This window comes from Variovorax sp. 10L426 (assembly GCF_056395305.1).
In genome coordinates this window covers 28,965-48,551 of record NZ_JBFTJF010000029.1, presented here as the reverse complement: position 1 = coordinate 48,551, position 19,587 = coordinate 28,965, and the positions used below count along the sequence as shown (strand labels likewise).

Annotated in this window: 19 protein-coding genes; 8 read left to right on the top strand and 11 right to left on the bottom strand. The window is 65.6% G+C overall.

Features of this window, described 5'->3' with window-relative positions; translation table 11 throughout:
• Window positions 1-262: 262 nt before the first annotated feature.
• The 7 genes from AC1DHL_RS27940 to purT all read right to left on the bottom strand — a co-directional run bounded on the left by AC1DHL_RS27940 (window position 263) and on the right by purT (window position 7,285).
• Window positions 263-1,492, bottom strand: a complete 1,230-nt coding sequence (locus tag AC1DHL_RS27940) for an ABC transporter substrate-binding protein (RefSeq protein ID WP_478164107.1) — start codon at window positions 1,490-1,492, stop codon at window positions 263-265.
• Window positions 1,493-1,566: 74 nt separating this feature from the next.
• Window positions 1,567-2,568 (bottom strand): branched-chain amino acid ABC transporter permease, encoded by a 1,002-nt coding sequence (locus AC1DHL_RS27935; RefSeq protein WP_478164106.1) that lies wholly within the window; start codon window positions 2,566-2,568, stop codon window positions 1,567-1,569.
• Window positions 2,569-2,571: 3 nt separating this feature from the next.
• Entirely contained in the window at window positions 2,572-3,441 is an 870-nt protein-coding gene (locus tag AC1DHL_RS27930) for a branched-chain amino acid ABC transporter permease (RefSeq protein WP_478105959.1), read from the bottom strand.
• A gap of 11 nt (window positions 3,442-3,452) precedes the next feature.
• Window positions 3,453-4,166 (bottom strand): ABC transporter ATP-binding protein, encoded by a 714-nt coding sequence (locus AC1DHL_RS27925; RefSeq protein WP_478164105.1) that lies wholly within the window; start codon window positions 4,164-4,166, stop codon window positions 3,453-3,455.
• Complete coding sequence (locus AC1DHL_RS27920) at window positions 4,166-4,981, bottom strand: ABC transporter ATP-binding protein (protein WP_478164104.1); 816 nt, start codon at window positions 4,979-4,981, stop codon at window positions 4,166-4,168. Before AC1DHL_RS27920 ends, AC1DHL_RS27925 begins: the two co-directional genes overlap by 1 nt.
• Before the next feature lie 134 nt (window positions 4,982-5,115).
• A complete protein-coding gene (locus AC1DHL_RS27915; protein ID WP_478164103.1) occupies window positions 5,116-6,057 on the bottom strand; it encodes an alpha/beta hydrolase in 942 nt (313 codons plus the stop codon).
• A gap of 25 nt (window positions 6,058-6,082) precedes the next feature.
• The gene (gene purT / locus AC1DHL_RS27910) at window positions 6,083-7,285 is read right to left on the bottom strand and encodes a formate-dependent phosphoribosylglycinamide formyltransferase (protein ID WP_478164102.1); all 1,203 of its coding nucleotides are present in this window, start codon (window positions 7,283-7,285) and stop codon (window positions 6,083-6,085) included.
• Between the two features lie 153 nt (window positions 7,286-7,438).
• On the opposite strand from purT, the gene AC1DHL_RS27905 reads away from it, so the two are divergent.
• From AC1DHL_RS27905 to AC1DHL_RS27880, 6 genes are all read left to right on the top strand, one after another.
• A complete protein-coding gene (locus tag AC1DHL_RS27905) occupies window positions 7,439-8,287 on the top strand; it encodes a 3-hydroxybutyryl-CoA dehydrogenase (RefSeq protein ID WP_478164101.1) in 849 nt (282 codons plus the stop codon).
• Window positions 8,288-8,299: 12 nt separating this feature from the next.
• Window positions 8,300-9,115: a crotonase/enoyl-CoA hydratase family protein gene (locus AC1DHL_RS27900; protein WP_478164100.1), complete on the top strand. Its 816-nt coding sequence runs from the start codon at window positions 8,300-8,302 to the stop codon at window positions 9,113-9,115.
• A gap of 76 nt (window positions 9,116-9,191) precedes the next feature.
• Window positions 9,192-9,653 carry a MarR family winged helix-turn-helix transcriptional regulator gene (locus AC1DHL_RS27895; RefSeq protein ID WP_478164099.1) on the top strand — a complete coding sequence of 154 codons (462 nt, stop codon included), beginning with the start codon at window positions 9,192-9,194 and terminating at the stop codon, window positions 9,651-9,653.
• Between the two features lie 70 nt (window positions 9,654-9,723).
• On the top strand, window positions 9,724-10,149 hold the full coding sequence (locus AC1DHL_RS27890) for an organic hydroperoxide resistance protein (RefSeq protein ID WP_478098762.1): 426 nt from the start codon (window positions 9,724-9,726) through the stop codon (window positions 10,147-10,149).
• 137 nt (window positions 10,150-10,286) lie between these two features.
• Entirely contained in the window at window positions 10,287-11,393 is a 1,107-nt protein-coding gene (locus tag AC1DHL_RS27885) for a DUF2855 family protein (protein WP_478164098.1), read from the top strand.
• A gap of 32 nt (window positions 11,394-11,425) precedes the next feature.
• Window positions 11,426-12,460, top strand: a complete 1,035-nt coding sequence (locus AC1DHL_RS27880; protein WP_478164097.1) for a serine/threonine protein kinase — start codon at window positions 11,426-11,428, stop codon at window positions 12,458-12,460.
• A gap of 12 nt (window positions 12,461-12,472) precedes the next feature.
• Here the strand turns inward: AC1DHL_RS27880 and AC1DHL_RS27875 are convergent, their stop codons facing one another.
• The 4 genes from AC1DHL_RS27875 to AC1DHL_RS27860 all read right to left on the bottom strand — a co-directional run bounded on the left by AC1DHL_RS27875 (window position 12,473) and on the right by AC1DHL_RS27860 (window position 16,725).
• Window positions 12,473-12,763, bottom strand: coding sequence for a hypothetical protein (locus AC1DHL_RS27875; RefSeq protein ID WP_478164096.1), 291 nt, complete (start codon window positions 12,761-12,763; stop codon window positions 12,473-12,475).
• A 537-nt stretch (window positions 12,764-13,300) separates the two neighbouring features.
• A complete protein-coding gene (locus AC1DHL_RS27870; protein ID WP_478164095.1) occupies window positions 13,301-13,615 on the bottom strand; it encodes a hypothetical protein in 315 nt (104 codons plus the stop codon).
• Window positions 13,616-14,070: 455 nt separating this feature from the next.
• Window positions 14,071-15,447, bottom strand: coding sequence for a hypothetical protein (locus AC1DHL_RS27865; RefSeq protein WP_478164094.1), 1,377 nt, complete (start codon window positions 15,445-15,447; stop codon window positions 14,071-14,073).
• A 393-nt stretch (window positions 15,448-15,840) separates the two neighbouring features.
• Window positions 15,841-16,725: a LysR family transcriptional regulator gene (locus AC1DHL_RS27860; RefSeq protein ID WP_478164093.1), complete on the bottom strand. Its 885-nt coding sequence runs from the start codon at window positions 16,723-16,725 to the stop codon at window positions 15,841-15,843.
• A 105-nt stretch (window positions 16,726-16,830) separates the two neighbouring features.
• On the opposite strand from AC1DHL_RS27860, the gene AC1DHL_RS27855 reads away from it, so the two are divergent.
• Together AC1DHL_RS27855 and AC1DHL_RS27850 are read left to right on the top strand one after the other, a co-directional pair.
• The gene (locus tag AC1DHL_RS27855; protein WP_478164092.1) at window positions 16,831-18,555 is read left to right on the top strand and encodes an acyl-CoA dehydrogenase family protein; all 1,725 of its coding nucleotides are present in this window, start codon (window positions 16,831-16,833) and stop codon (window positions 18,553-18,555) included.
• A gap of 77 nt (window positions 18,556-18,632) precedes the next feature.
• Window positions 18,633-19,583 (top strand): Bug family tripartite tricarboxylate transporter substrate binding protein, encoded by a 951-nt coding sequence (locus AC1DHL_RS27850; RefSeq protein ID WP_478164108.1) that lies wholly within the window; start codon window positions 18,633-18,635, stop codon window positions 19,581-19,583.
• Window positions 19,584-19,587 lie beyond the last annotated feature (4 nt).

Genomic DNA, 19,587 nt, shown 5'->3' with positions numbered 1-19,587 from the left:
AGCAGAATCAGCCCGATCGCGCCGACGAACTGCGCCATGCTCGTCAGCAGGTTCCACTGGAAGGTATTGATCTCGTCGCGGAGGTAGTCGTTGATCAGCTGGAAGAAGACGAAATTGCTGGCATCTGTGATGGGCATGGGTCAGCGGCCCAATCCTCGCAAGGCGAGTCAAGGCTTTCTTGGTTGACTTCGGATGTGTGACCCCGAAAGCCTATCACTCCCTCAGCCGATCACCGTCGACGCCGACACACGCGCTGGCAATGTCAATCGGTCGTGCTCAACACCTCACCAAAGCCTTGCCACAAGGTCCCCGTGAAGCGCGCCAACTGCCCTTGCTTGACCAGGGCGAAGTCCGTCGGCGTACTGTTGAGCGCCATGCCCGGCAGCATCAGCGGAAGCTTCAGGTTCTTGATGTTGGCGGCCTGCTTCATCACGTTCTCGCGCGTCAGGTTGTCGCCGCACTGCTTCAGTATCTGGACCATCGTCTGCGCGGCCAGATACGCGTAAAGGTTCGAGGCATCCTTCGGGTCGCCCTCCTTGTAGTAGCGCCCCATGAAGGCGCGCCATTCGAGCATCGCCGGATCGTCCTTCCACTGCGGGTCGTTCGGGTCCTTGTAGTACTGCATGGTCAGCAACCCCGTCGACTTGTCGAGCCCGGCCGGCACCAGCACCGAGCCCACCGACGCGCCCACGTTGTTGATGATGTGCAGGGGCTTCCATCCCGAGTCGTAGGCCTTGCGAATGGCCTGTGCCGAGAACTTGGGCGTGGTGATGTCGATGAAGGTGTCGGCACCCGAGCCTTGCAGCGTGACGATCTGCGAGTCGACCGTCGGGTCGCTCACCTCGTAGGTGGCCTCGGCCACGATCATCTTGGCGCCCTTCTGGCCCAGGCCGTCCTTGACACCCTTGAGCAGGTCTTTGCCGTAGTCGTCGTTCTGATAGAGGATCGCGATCTTCGCGTTGGGCTTTTCCTTGAGCAGGTACTTGGCATAGATCACGCCTTCGGCCTGGTAGCTCAGGTTGAAGCCGATGGTCCAGGGGAAGTTCTTGGGGTCGGCCCATTTCGTCGCACCGGTGGCCAGCAGCAGGTGGGGCACCTTCTTCGCGTTGACGTACTTGTGGATGGCCGAATTGCTCGGCGTGCCAAGCGTCTGGAACAGCGCGAGCACCTCGTCCTGCTCGACCAGCCTGCGCACCTGCTCCACCGCCTTGGGCGGGCTGTAGCCGTCGTCGAGGCTGATCAGATTGATCTTCCGGCCGTTGATGCCGCCGTTGTCGTTGATCATCTTGAAGTAGGCCTGCTCCAGCTTGCCGATGGTCCCGTAGGCCGAGGCGGGGCCACTGTAGGGCATCGTCTGGCCGAGCTTGATCTCGGTGTCGGACGCTCCGGGGCCGTACTTCTTCTGCGCGGTGGCCGGTGCGGCGACAACGGCCAGCGCGACGGCGGCAGCGCCGGCGAGCAAGGTGGCGCGACGGTCTGGACTGAATTTCATGATGTCTCCTTCAATGTCATCGAACACAAATCGGACCGGCCCGCGGGCCGTGACCCGGACGAAAACACCCCAACTCAACGTTTGCGCCGGCGCTGCAGTCGACCGATGGCGATCCGCACCAGCCCGGCCACACCGGTAGGCATCACATACATGAAGACGATCAGGAACACGCCGTAGATGGCCCACGGCGCGGCCTTGGAAATCTGGTCGGCGACGTTCGGAATGAACTGGATGAACAGCGCGCCGTAGATCGCGCCCTGAATCGATGCGAGTCCGCCGATCACGACGCCCACCACGAGCGAGATCGACAGGAAGAAGTTGAAGGAATCCGGCGCGACGAACTGGATGACGATCGCGCCCAGGGCCCCGGAAATGCCGGTGTACATCGCGGAGACGCCGAAAGTGATCGACTTGACCATGGCCGTATTGACGCCCATCGCCTGCGCTGCGATCGGCTGGTCGCGGACGGCGACCATGGCCCGCCCGATGCGGCCGCGCAGCAGGTTCCAGCCGAAGACGAAGAGCACCACCAGCAACAACAGCACGACGAAGTAGAGCCACTGGTCCTGCGTCAGGCCGGTCCATTCCGGCGCTTCCGGCTTGACGATCACGATGCCTTGCGCGCCGCCTGTCCACGCCTCGAAATGCTTGTACTTGAGGATCTGCGGCATCGCCACGCCGAGCGCGAAGGTCGCCAGGGCCAGGTAGAGCCCCTCCAGCCGCAGCGCCGGCAGGCCGAAGAGGAATCCCGCCAGCAGGCACACGGCGCCCGCAATGGGAATGGTCAGCCAGTAAGGCACGCCGAACTTGTCCATGAGGATCGCCGCAACGTAGGCGCCGATGGCATAGAACGCACCGTGGCCCAGGGATATCTGGCCGTTGTAGCCGGTGAGCATGTTCAGGCCCAGCAGCGCAATGGCATAGACCAGCGCCAGCGTGAACTGGAACACCCGGTAGTTGCTGACGACGAAAGGCAGCACGCACGCGAGGACCAGCACCAGCAGCAAGCCGGCGAGCTTGACCTTGCCGGATGGGGCGCGCACGCGTGGGTCTTGGGGTGGGTCTTGGATGGTCATGGATCAGACCCGCGTCACGTGGACCTTGCCGAACAGGCCCGAAGGCCGGATGACGAGCACGCCGACGATCAGCACCAGCGCAACTGTCAGCTTCAGTTCGGTGCCGAGAACGGCGCCGACGAGGTTCTCCAGCACGCCGACGATGAAGCCGCCAAGCACCGCGCCGCCGGGGCTGTCGATGCCGCCCAGCAGCGCCGCGGCAAAGGCGTAGAGCAGGATGCCGGACATCATGTTCGGCTCCAGGAAAACGCTGGGCGCCACCATGATCCCGGCGATCGCGCCGATGGCCGCGGCGAGGCCCCAGCCCAGTGCCAGCATCCAGCCGACCCGGATGCCCACCAGTCGGCTCGACACGGGGTTCTGCGCGGCTGCGCGCATCGCCAGTCCCAGCGGCGTGAAACGGAAGAAGGCGAAAACCAGCGCCAGCACCACGAGCGTGACACCGATGGAGCCCAGCTCGTGCGCAGTGAGGAAGGAGTTCCCGAACAGGGGCCGGTCCGGAAACGGGCTCGGAAAGGGCTTGATCGTGTAGGTGAAGATCCAACCGGCGAGACTGTTGAGGATCACCAGCAGGCCGATGTAGACGATCACCACCGAGAGGATGGGTGCGTTCTCGACCGGCTGGACGACGATCCGCTCGATCAGCACGCCGAGCACGAAGGCGATCGCCACCGTGATGAAGAAGGCGCCCCAGTAGGGCACGCCGGCCTGAATCAGGCTCCACGCGATGTAGGTCGAGAACATCGCCAGTTCGCCCTGCGCGAAGTTCACCAGGTGCGTGGCCTGGTAGATCATGACGAGGGCCAGCGCCACGCTCGCATAGATGCCGCCCGTGGCGAGGCCCGAGAGCGCTTGGTGGAGCAGGACGTTCATGGCCGAGCTGCCTAGTAGCCGAGGTACGAGCGCCGCACGGCCTCGTTGTTGCGGATCGTCTCGGCGCTGCCGGAGATCACCACGCGGCCGGTTTCCAGGAGGTAGGCCTGGTCGGCCAGGCGCAGCGCCAGCGCCGCGTTCTGCTCCACCAGCAGCATGCTCACGCGGTCACGCCGATTGATCTCCTGGAGGATCTCGAACAGCTCCTGCACGATGCGCGGCGCGAGGCCGAACGAAGGCTCGTCGAGCAGCAGGAGGCGCGGGCGCAGCATCAACGCGCGGGACACGGCGAGCATCTGTTGCTCGCCGCCGGACAAGGTGCCGGCCTGCTGGCGCCGGCGTTCCCGCAGGCGCGGGAAGTAGTCGTAGATGCGCTCGTAGTCCGCGCCCACGTCGGCCTTGTCGCGCCGCGTGTAGGCGCCGAGGCGCAGGTTCTCCTCGACGCTCAGTTCGACGAAGGTTCCGCGACCGTCGGGCACGTGGGCCACGCCGAGGCGGACGATGCTTTCAGTGGCGCGACCATCGATGCGCTGGGCGGCGAAGACGATTTCGCCCTGCGTCTTGACCATGCCGCAGACCGCGCGCAAGGTCGTCGTCTTGCCGGCGCCATTGGCCCCGAGGATGGTGGTGATGCCGCCCTCCTCGACGCCGAAATCCAGGCCGTGCAGCACCCGGCTCGGGCCATACTGGGCGTGCATGCCGCGCACTTCGAGCAGCGCGGCCATCAGTCGGCTCCTCCGAGGTAGGCGCGGATCACCTCGGCATTGCCTTGCACCTCGGCCGGCGAGCCGTCGGCGATGACGCGGCCGAAGTCCAGCGCTACCACCTGGTCCGACACGCGCATGACCAGGTTCATGTGGTGCTCGACCAGCAGCATGGTGAGCTTCAGCCGGTCGCGCACTTGCCGCAGCAGCGCCATCAGGTTGCCGACCTCTTCATGATTCAGCCCACCCGCGGGCTCGTCGAGCAGCAGCAGCTTGGGCCGGCTCGCCAGCGCGCGGGCCAGCTCGACGCGCTTCTGCGTGCCGAACGACAGGTCCATGACCCGGGTCGACGCGACGCTTCGCAGATCGAGCAGTTCCACGAGTTCGTTGGCGTGGGCTTCCAGTGCCTGCTCTTCGCGCCGCACCCACGGCAACCGCAGCGCGTTCGCGAAGAAGCCGCTGCGCGTGCGGCAGTGCCCGCCGAGCAGGATGTTTTGCCGGACCGTCATGGTGCGGAACAGCGCGAGGTTCTGGAAGGTGCGGCCGATGCCGGCCGCCGCGATGCCGTGGGCCGGCGTGGCGAGCAGCGAGCGGCCCTCGAAAAGAATGGCGCCCTCGCTGAAGGCGTAAAGCCGCGAAAGGCAATTGAACAAGGTCGTCTTGCCGGCGCCGTTGGGCCCGATCAGCCCGACGATGTGCCCGGACGGCACGGAGAACGACACCTTGTCGAGCGCCGTGATGCCGCCAAAGCGCACCGTCACGCCGTCGACGCGGAGCAGTTCAGCACGTTGGGCGGACGAGACGATGGTCGACTCCTTGCGCGAGGGGACAGCCACCGAAGGCGGCTGATACAACAAGATACCGGCCTTTGAAATGCTTCAGAAGCGGGCTTTACCCTTGCTGTCGCGAAGGTGACGCGCGCGCGAGACAGGTCCGGGCCGACCGGCCCGGAAGAGCGACGGCTTGGCGCTCAGGGCCGCAGTGCGCGGCGCAGTTCGGCGGCGCAGAGGGCCACGGCGGCATTGGCTTCGTCGAGCACCTTGCCCATGAGGATGAAGCCGTGGATCTGCCGCTCGAAGCAGACGTAGACGGCGGAGTTGCCGGCTGCCGTCAGCGCCTCGGCGTATTCCGCACCCTCATCGCGCAGCGGGTCGTAGCCCGCGGTGAGCACCAGCGCCGGCGGCAGTCCCTGGAGGTCCTTGCGCAGCAGCGGCGAGGCGCGCCAGTCGAGGTCATGCTTCGCGTCGGTGATGTAGTGGTCATGGAAGTACGTGATCGTGTCGCTGGTCAACACGTAGCCCTGGCCGTTAGTGCTGTGCGAAGGGTGGCCGCGCCGCATATCGGTCGCGGGATAGATCAGCAGCTGGTAGGCGATGGGCAGGTCACCCGCGTCGCGCGCCGCGATGGCGACCACCGCCGCCAGGTTGCCGCCGGCGCTGTCACCGCCCACCGCGAGGCGAGTGGGGTCCACGCCGAGCGCGGCTGCCTCCTTGCGCACCCAGCGCGTGGCGGCGAGCGCGTCGTCCACAGCCGCCGGAAAGCGATGCTCCGGCCCCATCCGGTAATCCACCGCGACCACCGCACAGCCGGACTGGTTGGCCAATTCGCGGCACAGCGTGTCGTGCGTGTCGAGGTCGCCGATGGTCCAGCCGCCCCCGTGGTAGTAGACCAGCACCGGCAGCACGGCACCGGCCTTCGAGCCCAGCGGCCGGTAGAGGCGCATCGGGATTGGGATCCCAGGAGCTTCGGCGCTGACGTCCCGCACTTCGGCGACCTCGGGCGGCGCGGGCTGGGTGATGGCGCGCCGCTCGCGGTAGAACTTGCGCGCGTCGGCGACCGTCAGCGTATGCGTCGGCGGCACGCCTTTACTCGCGAGGAGATCGAGGAATGCCTGGGCTTGAGGATGCAGCATGAAGGTCTCCGAGAGGTGAAGTGAATCAGGCTTGGCGGGGCTTGACGCGCGAGGCGGCTTCCTTGGCGTTGCGGCGCGCGGTGTCGACGTCCGACGCGTGCGCCAGGGCGACGCCCATGCGGCGCTTGACGAAGCTTTCCGGCTTGCCGAAGAGCCGGACATCGGTGCCCGGCACGGCCAGCGCCTCCGCGACGCCCTCAAAGGCAATGCCGGTCGCATCGACACCGCCGTAGATCACCGCGCTGGCGCCCGGGCTCTTGAGCGTGGCGTCGACCGGCAGGCCCAGGATGGCGCGGGCATGCAGTTCGAACTCGTTCTGCCATTGGGTCGCCATGGTCACCATGCCGGTGTCGTGCGGGCGGGGGCTGACCTCGCTGAACCACACCTGGTCGCCCTTGACGAACAGCTCGACGCCGAACAGGCCCTGCCCGCCGAGGTCCGACGTCACGGCGCGGGCGATGTCCTGCGCCTTCTTCAGCGCGGCCGGCGCCATCGGGTGCGGCTGCCAGCTCTCCACGTAGTCGCCGCTCACCTGCACATGGCCGATCGGGTCGCAGAAGTGCGTCTGCGCTGCACCGTCGGCATCGAGCGCTCGCACCGTCAGGAGCGTGATCTCGTAGTCGAAGTCGATGAAGCCCTCGACGATCACCCGCCCGTGGCTCACGCGGCCTCCGGCCATGGCGTAGTCCCAGGCCTTCTGCACGTCGGCGGGGCCGTCGATCTTGCTCTGGCCCTTGCCGGAGCTGCTCATCACGGGCTTGACGATGCAGGGATAACCGATGCCCTCGTCGATGGCCGCCTGGAGTTCAGCCAGCGAATCGCAGAACTTGTACGGGCTGGTCGGCACGCCCAGCGTCTCGGCGGCCAGGCGGCGGATGCCCTCGCGGTCCATCGTGAGGCGCGCCGCCCGCGCCGTGGGAATCACGCGCACCACGCCGGCATCTTCCAGCTCCTGCAACATCGGCGTGGCGATGGCCTCGATCTCGGGCACGACGAGTTGCGGCTTCTCGGCTTCGATCAATGCCTTGAGCTGCGCCGGGTCGCTCATCGTGATGGTGCGCGCATGGTGGGCCACCTGCTGGCCGGGGGCGTTCTCGTAGCGGTCGACAGCGATGGTTTCCACGCCCAGGCGCTGGAGGGCGATCAGGACTTCCTTGCCGAGCTCGCCGGAGCCGAGCAGCATCACGCGGGTGGCGGTGGGAGAAAGGGGGGTGCCGAGGGTGGTCATGGTGCGGATTCGTGGCTGTGGGAGTGAACGCGGCACTTTAAATCACCCGGTTGTCACACGTGGCAACGGGGCCGTCCGCGCGCTGTTTCACAATCTCGGCCAGGCACCCTTTTCATTTCCTCTTTTCTTTTTCTCTCTGAAGGAACATTTCTCATGACTATCCAGACAGTCGGCATCATTGGCGCGGGAACGATGGGCAACGGTATTGCGCAGGCTTGCGCGGTCGCGGGCGTCAATGTCGTGATGATCGACGTCGCGCAGGCAGCCGTGGACAAAGGCATCGCCACCGTGGCGGGCAGCCTCGACCGGCTGATCAAGAAGGACAAGCTCACCGCCGCGCAGAAGGATGCGGCGCTGGCGCTGATCAAGGGCTCGACGAACTACGACGACCTGAAGGCTGCGCAACTGGTGATCGAGGCCGCGACCGAAAACCATGAGCTCAAGCTGAAGATCCTCAAGCAGGTCGATGCCCTCGTGGCGCCCGAAGTGATCATCGCGTCGAACACGTCGTCGATCTCGATCACGCAACTGGCCGCGGCCACCTCGCGCGCGGACCGCTTCATCGGCATGCACTTCTTCAACCCGGTGCCGATGATGGCGCTGGTGGAGATCATCCGCGGCTACCTCACCAGCGACGCCACGCACGACTCGGTGAAGGCGCTGGCCGAGCGGCTTGGCAAGTCGCCGATCACCGTGAAGAACGCGCCGGGCTTCGTGGTCAACCGCATCCTCGTGCCGATGATCAACGAGGCTTTCTTCGTGCTGGCCGACGGCCTCGCCACGGCGGAAGACATCGATGCCGGCATGAAGCTGGGCTGCAACCAGCCCATCGGCCCGCTGGCGCTTGCCGACATGATCGGCCTCGACGTCTGCCTGGCCGTGATGGAGGTCTACCTCGAACAGTTCGGCGACTCGAAATACCGCCCCTGCCCCTTGCTGAAGGAAATGGTCGCAGCCGGCCAATTGGGCCGCAAGACCGGTCGCGGCGTGTATACGTACTGATCGGGCGCCGCAATGACCGCCACGCCCACCACGCCACCGCCCGAGGGTTGCATCGACACGCAGGTGCTCGACCACGTCCTGCTGATCGGCATCAACCGCCCGGCCAAGCGCAACGGATGGACGCCTGCGATGTTCCGGCAACTCGCCGAGGCCTACACGCGGCTCGATGATGATCCCTCGCTGCGCGTGGGCGTGCTGCATGCGTTCGGCGATCATTTCACGGCAGGGCTCGACTTGCCGGCGGTGGCCGAGTTCATGAAGCGCGGCGAAAAGGCCGTGCCGCCCGGGCTGGTGGAGCCACACGACTTCGGATTGCCCGGCTACCGTCGCCGCACCAAGCCGATGGTGGTGGCGGTCAAGGGCATCTGCTTCACCGTGGGGATCGAGTTGATGCTCGGTGCCGACATCGTGGTCGCGGCCGACGACTGCCGCTTCTCGCAGATGGAAGTGCAGCGCGGCATCATGGCCACAGGCGGCGCCACGCTGCGCATGGCAGAGCGCGCGGGTGTCGGCAATGCCATGCTGCACCTGCTGACCGCCGACGAGTTCGACAGCGCCGAGGCGCTGCGCCTGAACTTCGTTCAACGCGTGGTCCCTGCCGGGCAGGAACTCGACGAAGCCCTGCGCATTGCGCAGCGCATCGCGGCACAGGCCCCGCTGGCGGTGGTCGCGACGCGGCTCAACGTCATCAAGGCGATCGAGCAAGGCCCCCTCGCGGCGGTGGAGGATTTCATCCCCGTGCAGAAGACACTGTCGAACAGCGAGGACGCGGCCGAAGGCGTGCGCTCCTTCATCGAGCGCCGGCCGGCGCGTTTCTCCGGCCGCTGACCCTGGGACTCTTTGCCGGAACATCCGGCAACAATTTAAATTGCACACAATTGAATTGTTAGCTACACTTCAGCCCATGCGCACTCCAGCCACTTCCGCACCCTCCGCCGACGAGATGCTGCGTCTGGACAACCAGCTCTGCTTCGCGGTCTATTCGGCATCGCTGGCGATGACCAAGCTGTACAAGCCCCTGCTCGACAAGATCGGGCTGACCTATCCCCAATACCTCGTCATGCTGGTGCTGTGGGAGCGCGACCGCCTCATGGTGTCGGAACTCGGCGAAAAGCTCTCGCTCGACTCCGGCACGCTGACCCCTCTGTTGAAGCGGCTCGAAGCCAACGGCATGGTGGCGCGCATCCGCGACGTCGAGGACGAGCGCCGCGTGCGCATCAGCCTCACTGCCGCCGGCCGCAAGCTCAAGGTGCGCGCGGCCAGCGTGCCGGCCTGTCTCCTGGCGGCCTCGCAATGCTCGATCGACGACCTGGTCTCGCTCACTCAGCAGGTGCAGCAACTGCGGGACCGCATCAAGGCCGCCTAGTTTTCCGGTTTTCTCCCGCGCTTCGCGTTGTCGAAGCATTCATTTCTCCAACCAGCCAGAAGGAATCATCATGGTCAAGAAACTCGACAAGGTCCTCTACACCGCGCAAGCCCACACCATCGGCGGCCGCGACGGCGCCGGCAAGACCAGCGACGGCGCACTCGACGTCAAGCTCAGCCCGCCCGGATCGGGCAAGCCCGGCACCAACCCCGAGCAGCTGTTCGCGGTCGGCTACTCGGCCTGCTTCATCGGCGCGATGAGGGCGGTGGCGCCGAAGATCAACGTCAAGGTGCCGGACGACGTGGCGATCGATGCCAGCGTTTCCCTCGGCCCGATCGACGACGGCGCAGCCTATGGCATCGCGGTCAAGCTGGCGATCACGCTGCCGGGCCTCGACGACGCACAGAAGAAGCTGCTGGTCGAAACCGCACACCAGGTATGCCCATACTCGAACGCCACGCGCGGCAACGTCGAAGTGGAACTGTCGATCGCCTGATCACCTGATCCCAGCAGCGCTTTCGACAAGGCCCGTCCGGGCGTCGCCTACGCGACGATCGGGCGGGTCTTTTTCATGCAACCGACGCAGGTCTGCGCTAAGGTCTCCGCGCGCCCATGGCAAACAGGAGGTGACTCATGAGCACGACCGACTTTTGGGTCCGCAAGGACGATCTCGCTTCCACCCGCATGCGTACCGCGGAGGACGCGCGGCTTGCCGACGGGCAGGTCCGCGTGCGCATCGACCGCTTCGCCCTCACGTCCAACAACATCACCTATGCCGCGTTCGGCGAGGCGATGAGCTACTGGCAGTTCTATCCGACCGGCGAGGAAGGCTGGGGCAGCATTCCCGTGTGGGGCTTCGCGACCGTCGTGCATTCGCTGCACCCGGGCGTCGCGGTGGGTGAGCGCCTGTATGGCTACTTCCCGATGGCGTCCGCCGTCGTATTGACGCCGGAGCGTGTGTCGCCCGAGCGCTTTGCCGACGCTGCGCCCCATCGTGCGGCGCTGCCGGTGGTCTACAACCAGTACTTCCGCAGCAAGTCCGATCCGCTCTACACGGCCGACACCGAAGACATCCAGGCGCTGCTGCGCCCGCTCTTCATCACCTCCTGGTTGATCGACGACTTCCTCGACGACAACGACTTCTTCGGCGCGCGCCCCGGCGCGGTGCTGCTGTCGAGCGCGTCGAGCAAGACGGCCTACGGCACCGCCTTTCAGTTGTCGCAACGCGAAGGCATCGAGGTGATCGGCCTCACGTCCGCCGCCAACAAGGCCTTCTGCGAGAGCCTGGGCTGCTACCACCGCGTGCTGGCCTATGAAGAGCTCGATCAGATTTCCGCAGACACGCCATGCGTGTACGTGGACTTCGCCGGCAACGGGGCGCTGCGCCAGGCGATCCACACGCGATTCAGCCAACTCAAGCACAGCGCCTCGATCGGCAGCACGCACGTCGACCAGCGGGCCGCGCCCGGCGCGGGCAAGGATCTGCCGGGCCCACGCCCGACCTTCTTTTTCGCGCCGGCCCAGATCAAGAAGCGAACTACCGAATGGGGCGCCGAAGCCTTCGGCCAACGCATGAAGCAGGCATGGCATGCCTTCACCCAGCGGGTGACGGACCCGAAGGCGCCATGGCTTCGGACCGAGCACCACGACGGCGCGGCCGAAGTGCAAGCCGCCTACGCCGAGGTGCTCGCGGCGCGAAGCGATCCGCGCGTCGGGCACATTCTTTCGCTGTCAAGATAGGGCAGGCGCCGCCAGATGGCGACAATCGCCGCATGACCCAGTCTGCGGCGAAAGCCTCCGCCCACCCCTACGAGAGCCTCACGCCGGACGTGGTGCTCGACGCGCTGGCAACGCTCGGCCTGCACGGCGACGGTCGCCTGACCGCACTGAACTCCTACGAGAACCGCGTCTACCAGGTGTACCTGGAAGACCGTAGCGCCGTGGTGGTCAAGTTCTACCGGCCGGGGCGCTGGAGCGAAGCCGACATCCTCGAAGAGCATGGCTTTTCGCTCGAACTCGCGGCGGCGGAAGTGCCCGCGGTGGCGCCGATCGCGATCGACGGCCAGACGTTGCACCGCCACGGCGGCTTCGCCTTCAGCGTGAGCCCGTACCGCGGCGGCCGCGCGCCGGAACTCGATGATTTCGAAGTGCTGGAATGGGTCGGCCGCTTCCTGGCACGCATCCACGCCGTCGGGGCGCGCAAGCCTTTCGAATCGCGCCCCACGCTCGACCTGCAGACCTTCGGCATCGCATCACGCGACTGGCTGCTGGGCCACGACATGGTGCCGCTCGACGTGCAGCGCGAATGGGAAACCGCGTGCAACGCGGCCTTCGAGATGATTGCGGTCACCGCCCTGGGGTCGGACGATCGAGGCACCGCGGACCCGGCGCTGAAGAAGCTGCGCCTGCACGGCGATGTACACCCCGGCAACATCCTCTGGACGCCGACCGACCGGCCCGACGGCGGCCCGCACTTTGTCGATCTCGACGACGCGCGCACCGGCTTTGCGGTGCAGGATCTGTGGATGCTGCTGTCGGGCGACCGCGCGCAGCGCACGGGCCAATTGAGCGGCCTGCTCGACGGCTACGAACAGTTCCGCAATTTCGACCGGCGCGAGCTGGCGCTGATCGAGCCGCTGCGCACGCTGCGGCTCATCCACTACAGCGCATGGCTCGCGCGGCGGTGGGAAGACCCGATCTTCCCGATCAACTTCCCATGGTTCGGCACCAGCGACTACTGGAAGGGGCAGATCCAGATGCTGCAGGACCAGTGCGAGTCGATGGCGGAAGAGCCGCTCTACGCCTGACCCGAGCCCCGCTCAGTGCACCTTGTGCTTGAGGGCCTTGCGCAGCGAACGAATGGAAGCGTCGACGGGCTCGGCGCAGCGGACCAGTTCGGCATTGATTACCGCGACCAGCGCGCGCAGGTCGCCGGGCTCGATGCTGAACTGCTCGTGGGGTGGCGTCAGGTAGATCGGCGTCAGCAGGCCTTCGAGGCACGTGACGGCGCGAAGGGCTTGCTTGAGGTTGCAGAAATCGTCGTCGAGCTGCACAGCAGATAACGACGCCTTGCGCAGCGATGACGCGGATGCGCGATTGGATTTAGCCATGGATGGCCTCCCTGCGGGTTCGGATTGGTATGGCCGACGTACCCACTTCCACATGGGGCGGCGGCTCGAACGGGTGTGGAAGACCGGGAACCCGCTTGCGCGAACCGGCGAGCCTTTCGGCTCCCCGCCCGAGCCGCCTAAAAATGGTGGCACGAACAGCGAAGCCGCAGACCCTCTGCGGAGAACTGCGGCTTGCGTCGCAGCGGGTTACACGGGCTTCCACACCCGATCACGCCTCTTTTTGACGTGACCGGCGCAGTATAGCCACGGGCTGCTGCAGCAGCCATCTCGTAGGAGCGACCGCGCAAGGTACGACGCGCACTTGCACGCCTTGCCGTCGCCAATCCGCGTCAAGAATTTCGGGTTGATGTCGGAGGACTTCCGACAAGACCGAGTGTCTAGAGATGCGCGCACTCTGTCCGCAGAGCGGCTGGTGTGGGCCCTAAATGGAAGTAGCGACCTGGCGAAAGCGGACCTTCGACCGGCACGTCAACTGGGCACCGATGCGGACGTAGTGCGCCGCTGAAGTTGACTGAATTAGCTGCGTTGGGCGGTCACGACCCTTGTCGCCGCCTGATGCGCCATATCGATGGTGGACATTTTCAAGTTCTCCATGACCACATCAGGCTGCTCAAGCAGCGACGCCAACGTTGGGAACGTGGGAGCCTTAGGGTTGCGGCCCGCTATCAGCCTGCCATAGCCCTTTGTGACTTCGCGGCGATCGTTGGATGCGGTCACCATGACTATGGCGATGGGCCGGTAGCTGCTCATGGCATCGGGCGCCGCATAGACGACTGCAAGACTCGTAAAGCCAATGGTGACGGTGTCCGGGGCAGCGTTGGCTGCCAACACGCCGCCTCCGCGGGCGAAGCTTTCCAGGAATTCCTCCCGAAACAAGGCCGCGAAGTCAATTCGCCTCTCTGGGGCAACTTGCTCAGGAAATCCTGCCCTCGCTTGTAGACGTCGCCTCTGTACTCCTCTATGGCGCCGCCGACAAACCCACCGATCATGGTCGGTCCCATCGATATCCCGGATCGGTCAGGCTGCTTTGGGAAGTCGACAAATACGGGACATCCCTTGTCGAGATAGAGGGTCGTGTCACCGGGCGTTGCGCACCCGGACAAGAATCCGGCGACGGGGACGAGGGCCACGAAAGAGCCGAGAACGCGACAACGTTGCCTGTTTGTGTTGTCCTAAGTCATCTATTCTGAATTAGTTCGCGAGCGTGCCGCGACGCGGACTTCCGATTCAGTAGCGCCAAGTGATCTGGTGCGGCGCTCGTCGATCACCGTGCGCCGCACGCGGTCTCAGTTCATCAAGCTGATTTGCAAGTACCCATTGGTGCCATGCGCAGGATCGTTGGCACCGATGATGGCGAAGATATTCGCGCCCTGCATAGCAAAGTAGGTCGCGCCGGTGCTCATATTGGGCAACAAGCGCATTCCATTCGGCTGGCTCGGCGCCATCGAATAGAAGGTGTTCGAGGTCTGCACTGTGCTGCCGTCGGTCGCGACGCCACTGCGCGTCGACGTATTGTTGGCCGCGACCTCGACGCGGCCCCACGAGCCCGGCGTGGCCGTGCCGTAGCCGATGCCTGCAGGCCAAGCCGTTCCCTCGGGCACGCCGATACGGAAGACGGCAGTGTGTGGATCGCTCGCGGACTTCCCGGCAATCAGGAAGATCTTCTGGTTGCCGATTCGCGCCAGAGCGATGTTGGCGGTGTTCGATGGCGATGCCACCTCAGCCATGGTCCACATGCCGCTCACGCTGCCCGGGGAGATTTGCCAGGTTTGCAGATTCGCGGGTGGACAGATGTCGATTCGGGAGATGTTGATGTCTGCGCAGCGAACCAGGGTTGTTCCACCTCCAGATATCTGGAACTGGGAAATGTCGGAGGTCTGCGTAGTCGGGCCTACGTCGATGCCGAAGCGGTTGTAAACGCCGTCCAGCGCTGCCTGCTGCATTTCCAGCGCTCGCGAGGCGACGAAAGATTGGATCGCATAGGACTCGGTTGCCGATTGCGTCACCACGAAGGGGAACGCGCCGATGACGGTGTCCAGGTTGAGGTGAAAGCGTGCGGTGTTCGCAACCGTGGTGACACGGCTTGACTGGAAGACATACGTGCCAGCCTCATTGGCATCCGCCGCAAAGGTCCCGGCGAGCACGACGTTGTTGCTGTCAGTCCAGGTGTAGGCGCTGGTATCGAAATTCAGCGCAAGCGTCTGCCTCGTTCCGTTGGTGGCGAAGGCCTTGTAGCTTCCGTTGCGAGAATCGCCGCCCGCCACCACGAATTGCAGAGCCTTTGTATTTGCCGCTTCGGCGCCCGCCGAGGCCGTCACCGCGTAGGTGGCCTGCGCAGAGGTCTCGTTGACCAACTGCGCGCTCCAACGGGTGGGCGTGTTGGCGAGAGCGTTCGCGGTGATGCCTGCCGGCGAGCTGCTGCTGGTCCATGAAACGCTTTGGCTGGGCGTGATCTCCACCGTATCGCCGGGCTTTACGGCGTACTGATCTGCGCTCTGGGCCGTCGCGGCTTGGCCGTTGATCTTCACCGTCGTGGTCAACGCCGGCTTGGGCGCCATGGCTGCGATGCCATTGAGGCCGCCGCCGCCGCCCCCTCCACCGCCGCCACAAGATGCCAAGACCGCCGTGGCCAGAATGCCAACGGCAAGGTTCCACTCTCTCATTCGCTCTTCTCCACCAGGTTGTGTTGTTGTTTGCGTTGCTGCCTAAGGTTTTGGCCAAAAAGCAACACATGGTAACAATCTACATCTCGGTGGACGCTCCACAAGAACGAGGTTGCGTGGCAGCTAAATACGTCGTATATGACGCTGCGTCATTTCAACAAGATCTCAAAGGGCGTGGTCGAGCGACCGCTCCTGACCGTCAAGCGTCAACTCCGGCAAAGACCGCTCGCGCCATCCACGCTCCAGGAGCGCCACAGGCCCGTCTCTTGGTCGTCGCGGAAGCTACCTTCGGCAGCAAGCTGGCCGTTCGGATGGAGATCCCGCCCTCCGCCTTAGTAGGGACAGATCCAGATGCTGCCGGACCAATGCAAGGCGATGGCGGAAGAGCCTGAGTCAACTCGTGCGCCCGGCTTGCACCGTGCGCAGAAAGGCCTGGACCACCACGTTCTCCGGCCCATCGCGCCATACGCAATACGACTCCGAGTGCGCGCCCTGTTCTTCCAGCGGTCGGAAGACTGCGCCGCGCAACGCCGAGTGGTGAAGCGCATTCGGCACCAGTGCGACGCCCATCCCCTGCGACACCAGCGACACCACCGACAGCCAGTGACGCACTTCATGGCGCACCTCGGGCCGGAAGCCCGCGTCCGCGCAGATGGCGAGGATTCGCTCGTGGTAGTCCGGTGACACGTTGCGCGCGAACAGCACGAAAGGTTCGTCGCGCAGACTCGCCGTGGGCACGGTGCGCCGCCGCGCGAGGCGATGGCCGACAGGCAGGCACGCGACGAAGGGCTCGGACATCAGCAGCACATGCTTCAACTCCGCCGGCATGCGGCTCGTATGCACGAAGCCGAAGTCGAGCCGGTCATGCAGCAACTCGGCGATCTGTTCGCCCGAATTGAGCTCTGAGAGCGTGACGCGCACCGCCGGGTGCTTTGCCTGGAACTTGCGCAAGGCCTGTGGGAGCCCGCGGTAGAGCATCGCGCCGACGAAGCCGATGCGCAGTCGTCCCGCCGAGCCTTGCGAAACGTCGCGCGCCTCCAGCGCCGCCTCTTCGGCCTGCCGCAGCAGTGCGCGGGCCGAAGCCAGCAGCGCATCGCCAGCCGGCGTCAGGCGCACTTCCTTGCTGTTGCGGTCGAACAGGCGGGCACCGACCGACTCCTCCAACTGCCGGATCGCGACGCTGAGCGGCGGTTGCGAGATCGAAAGCCGCCGCGCGGCGCGGCCGAAATGCAGTTCCTCGGCCAGCACGACGAAGTAGCGCAGATGTCGCAGTTCCATGCGGCGCAGTCTCCCACGATAGGCAAACCAGATCAATCAAGACCTATTTGATATTGGACAAGAATCGTCGGGCGCTCGAACATCCGGCCACAAAGGAGACGAGCCATGTCCAGCACCGCATCGACAACCGGCCCAGCCGGAGCGAACGCCGCCCATCCCGTGCCCGACCGCCACGGGCAGAACCTCTTCACCACCGACAGCGAGCTTCACAAGCTCATCGCGCTGTACCTTCCCCCCGATCTGGCGCGGCACATGCAGCCGCATTTCGAACGCCTGGGCGCGCTGGCTGGCGGCCCGCTCGACGAGCTGGCGCAGACCGCCGACCGCAATCCGCCCACGCTCAAACTGCGCACGCGCACGGGCATCGATGACCAGAAGGTGATCAAGCATCCGGCCTACGTCGAGATGGAACGCCTCGCGCTGAGCGAATTCGGCCTTGCCGCGATCTCGCACCGCGAGGAGACGCTGGGCTGGAAGGGCAAGATGCCGCCACTGGTCAAGTACATCCTGACCTATCTCTTCGTGCAGGCCGAGTTCGGCCTGTGCTGCCCGGTCTCGATGACCGACTCGCTGGCGCGCACGCTCAAGAAGTTCGGCAGCCCCGAACTGGTGGCGCGCTTCCTGCCGCGCTTCCAGTCGCTGGACTTCGACACGCTGGCGCAGGGCGCCATGTTCATGACCGAGCAGGCAGCCGGCTCCGACATCGCTGCCACCGTCACGCGCGCCTGGCAGGACGAAGCCGGCCAATGGCGCCTCAGCGGGGACAAGTGGTTCTGTTCCAACCCCGACGCCGATTTCGCGATGGTGCTGGCGCGCGTCGACGGTGGACCGGCCGGCATGAAGGGCGTCTCGCTGTTCCTGCTGCCGCGTCAGCTCGACGACGGCAGCGCCAACCACTATCGGATCATCCGCCTCAAGGACAAGCTCGGCACGCGTTCGATGGCGAGCGGCGAGATTCGTCTCGAAGGCGCCGTTGCCTATCTCGTCGGCGAACAGGGACGCGGCTTCGTGCAGATGGCCGATATGGTCAACAACTCGCGCTTGTCGAACGGTGTGCGCGCCGCCGGGCTGATGCGCCGCGCCGTTGCCGAAGCCGAATACATCGCGAGTGAACGCCGGGCCTTCGGCAAGCGCCTCGCCGACATGCCGCTGATGCAGCGCCAGTTGCTGAAGCTGCGACTGCCCTCCGAGCAGGCGCGCACCATGGTGTTCCAGACCGCGCTGGCGCTGGCGCGTTCGGACCAGGGCGACAAGGCCGCCTATCCGCTGCTGCGCATCCTCACGCCGCTCATCAAGTTCCGCGCCTGCCGCGATGCCCGCAAGGTGACGGGCGACGCCATGGAAGTGCGCGGCGGCTGCGGCTACATCGAGGAATGGGCCGATCCGCGCCTGGTGCGTGATGCGCACCTGGGCTCGATCTGGGAAGGCACCAGCAACATCGTCGCGCTCGACGTGCTTCGCGCGATCAAGCGCGAGGACTCGCTGAGTGCGCTGCAGGAGCACTTCACCGCGCTGCTCGACCAGACCGTGGTGGCTCCTGCCTTTGCGTCGGCCCTGCGCGACGCGCTGGCCCGCGCTGCGGCACTGGCCACCACCGCGACGCAGCAAGGCGGCGACGCGATCGCCCGCCAGGCCGCCTCCGCCCTGTATCACACCTGCAGCGCGATCGCGATGGCTTGGGAGGGCTCACGCTCCGGCTCGGCGCAGCGCGTCGAATGGGCGCAAGGAGTGTTGCTGCATCGCGTGCTTCCGCGCGACCCGCTGACACCCGATGCAGTCCCGGCCGGCTGGGCGGCCAGCCCCGCAGCGCCAGCGCTCGCCACGGCCTGAGTGGCTTGATCGCGCCACACCTCATTCGACCCACAAAAGACGGAGACACACACATGCGAATTCTTGCGACCCTCTTCATGACCGCCGCCGCGGCATTGCCCTTGCTGCCGGCTGCACATGCCGACACCTTCCCGGACAAACCCATCACGCTGGTCGTGCCCTTCCCGCCGGGCGGTCCGACCGATGCGATGGCGCGCACCCTCGCCGCTGAAATGAAGGACCGCCTTGGCCAGCCGATGATCGTGGAGAACCGCGCTGGCGCAGGCGGCAACATCGGCGCCGAGTTCGTGGCACGCGCCGCACCCGATGGCCAGACACTGCTGTTCGGCACCTCAGGGCCGCTGGCCATCAATTCGAGCCTGTACCGCAAGGTCAACTACGACCCGGTGAAGAGCTTCGCGCCGGTGATCCAGGTCGGCCATCTGCCGAACATCCTGGTCGTCAACCCCTCCGTGCCGGCGAAAAACGTCAAGGAGCTCGTGGCCTATGCCAAGGCCAATCCGGGCAAGCTGAGCTATGCGTCGTCGGGCAATGGGGCCTCGTCGCACCTGGCCGGCGTGATGTTCAACGCGATGGCCGGCGTCGATCTGCAGCACATCCCTTACAAGGGCACCGGCCCGGCGCTGAACGACCTGCTCGGCGGCCAGGTGAGCATGAGCTTCACCGACGTGCTCACCGCCCTTCCCTACGTCAAAGCCGGCAAGCTGCGTGCGCTCGGCGTCACCACCGCCGCGCGCTCGCAGGCGCTGCCCGACCTGCCCACCGTGGCCGAGCAAGGCGTGCCGGGCTTCGACGTGAGCGTGTTTTTCGGCATCGTCGCGCCGGCCGGAACGCCGGCCGATCGCGTCGCCAAGCTCAACAAGGCGTTTGTCGAAGTGCTGGCGACCCCCAAGGTCAAGCAACTGTTCGCCTCGCAAGGCCTGGAGCCGGCGCCGTCGAACTCGCCCGAGCAACTGGGCAAGTTCATCGGCGGTCAGATGGCCAAGTGGTCCGCCGTCGTCAAGCAATCGGGCGCGCAACTGGACTGAACGC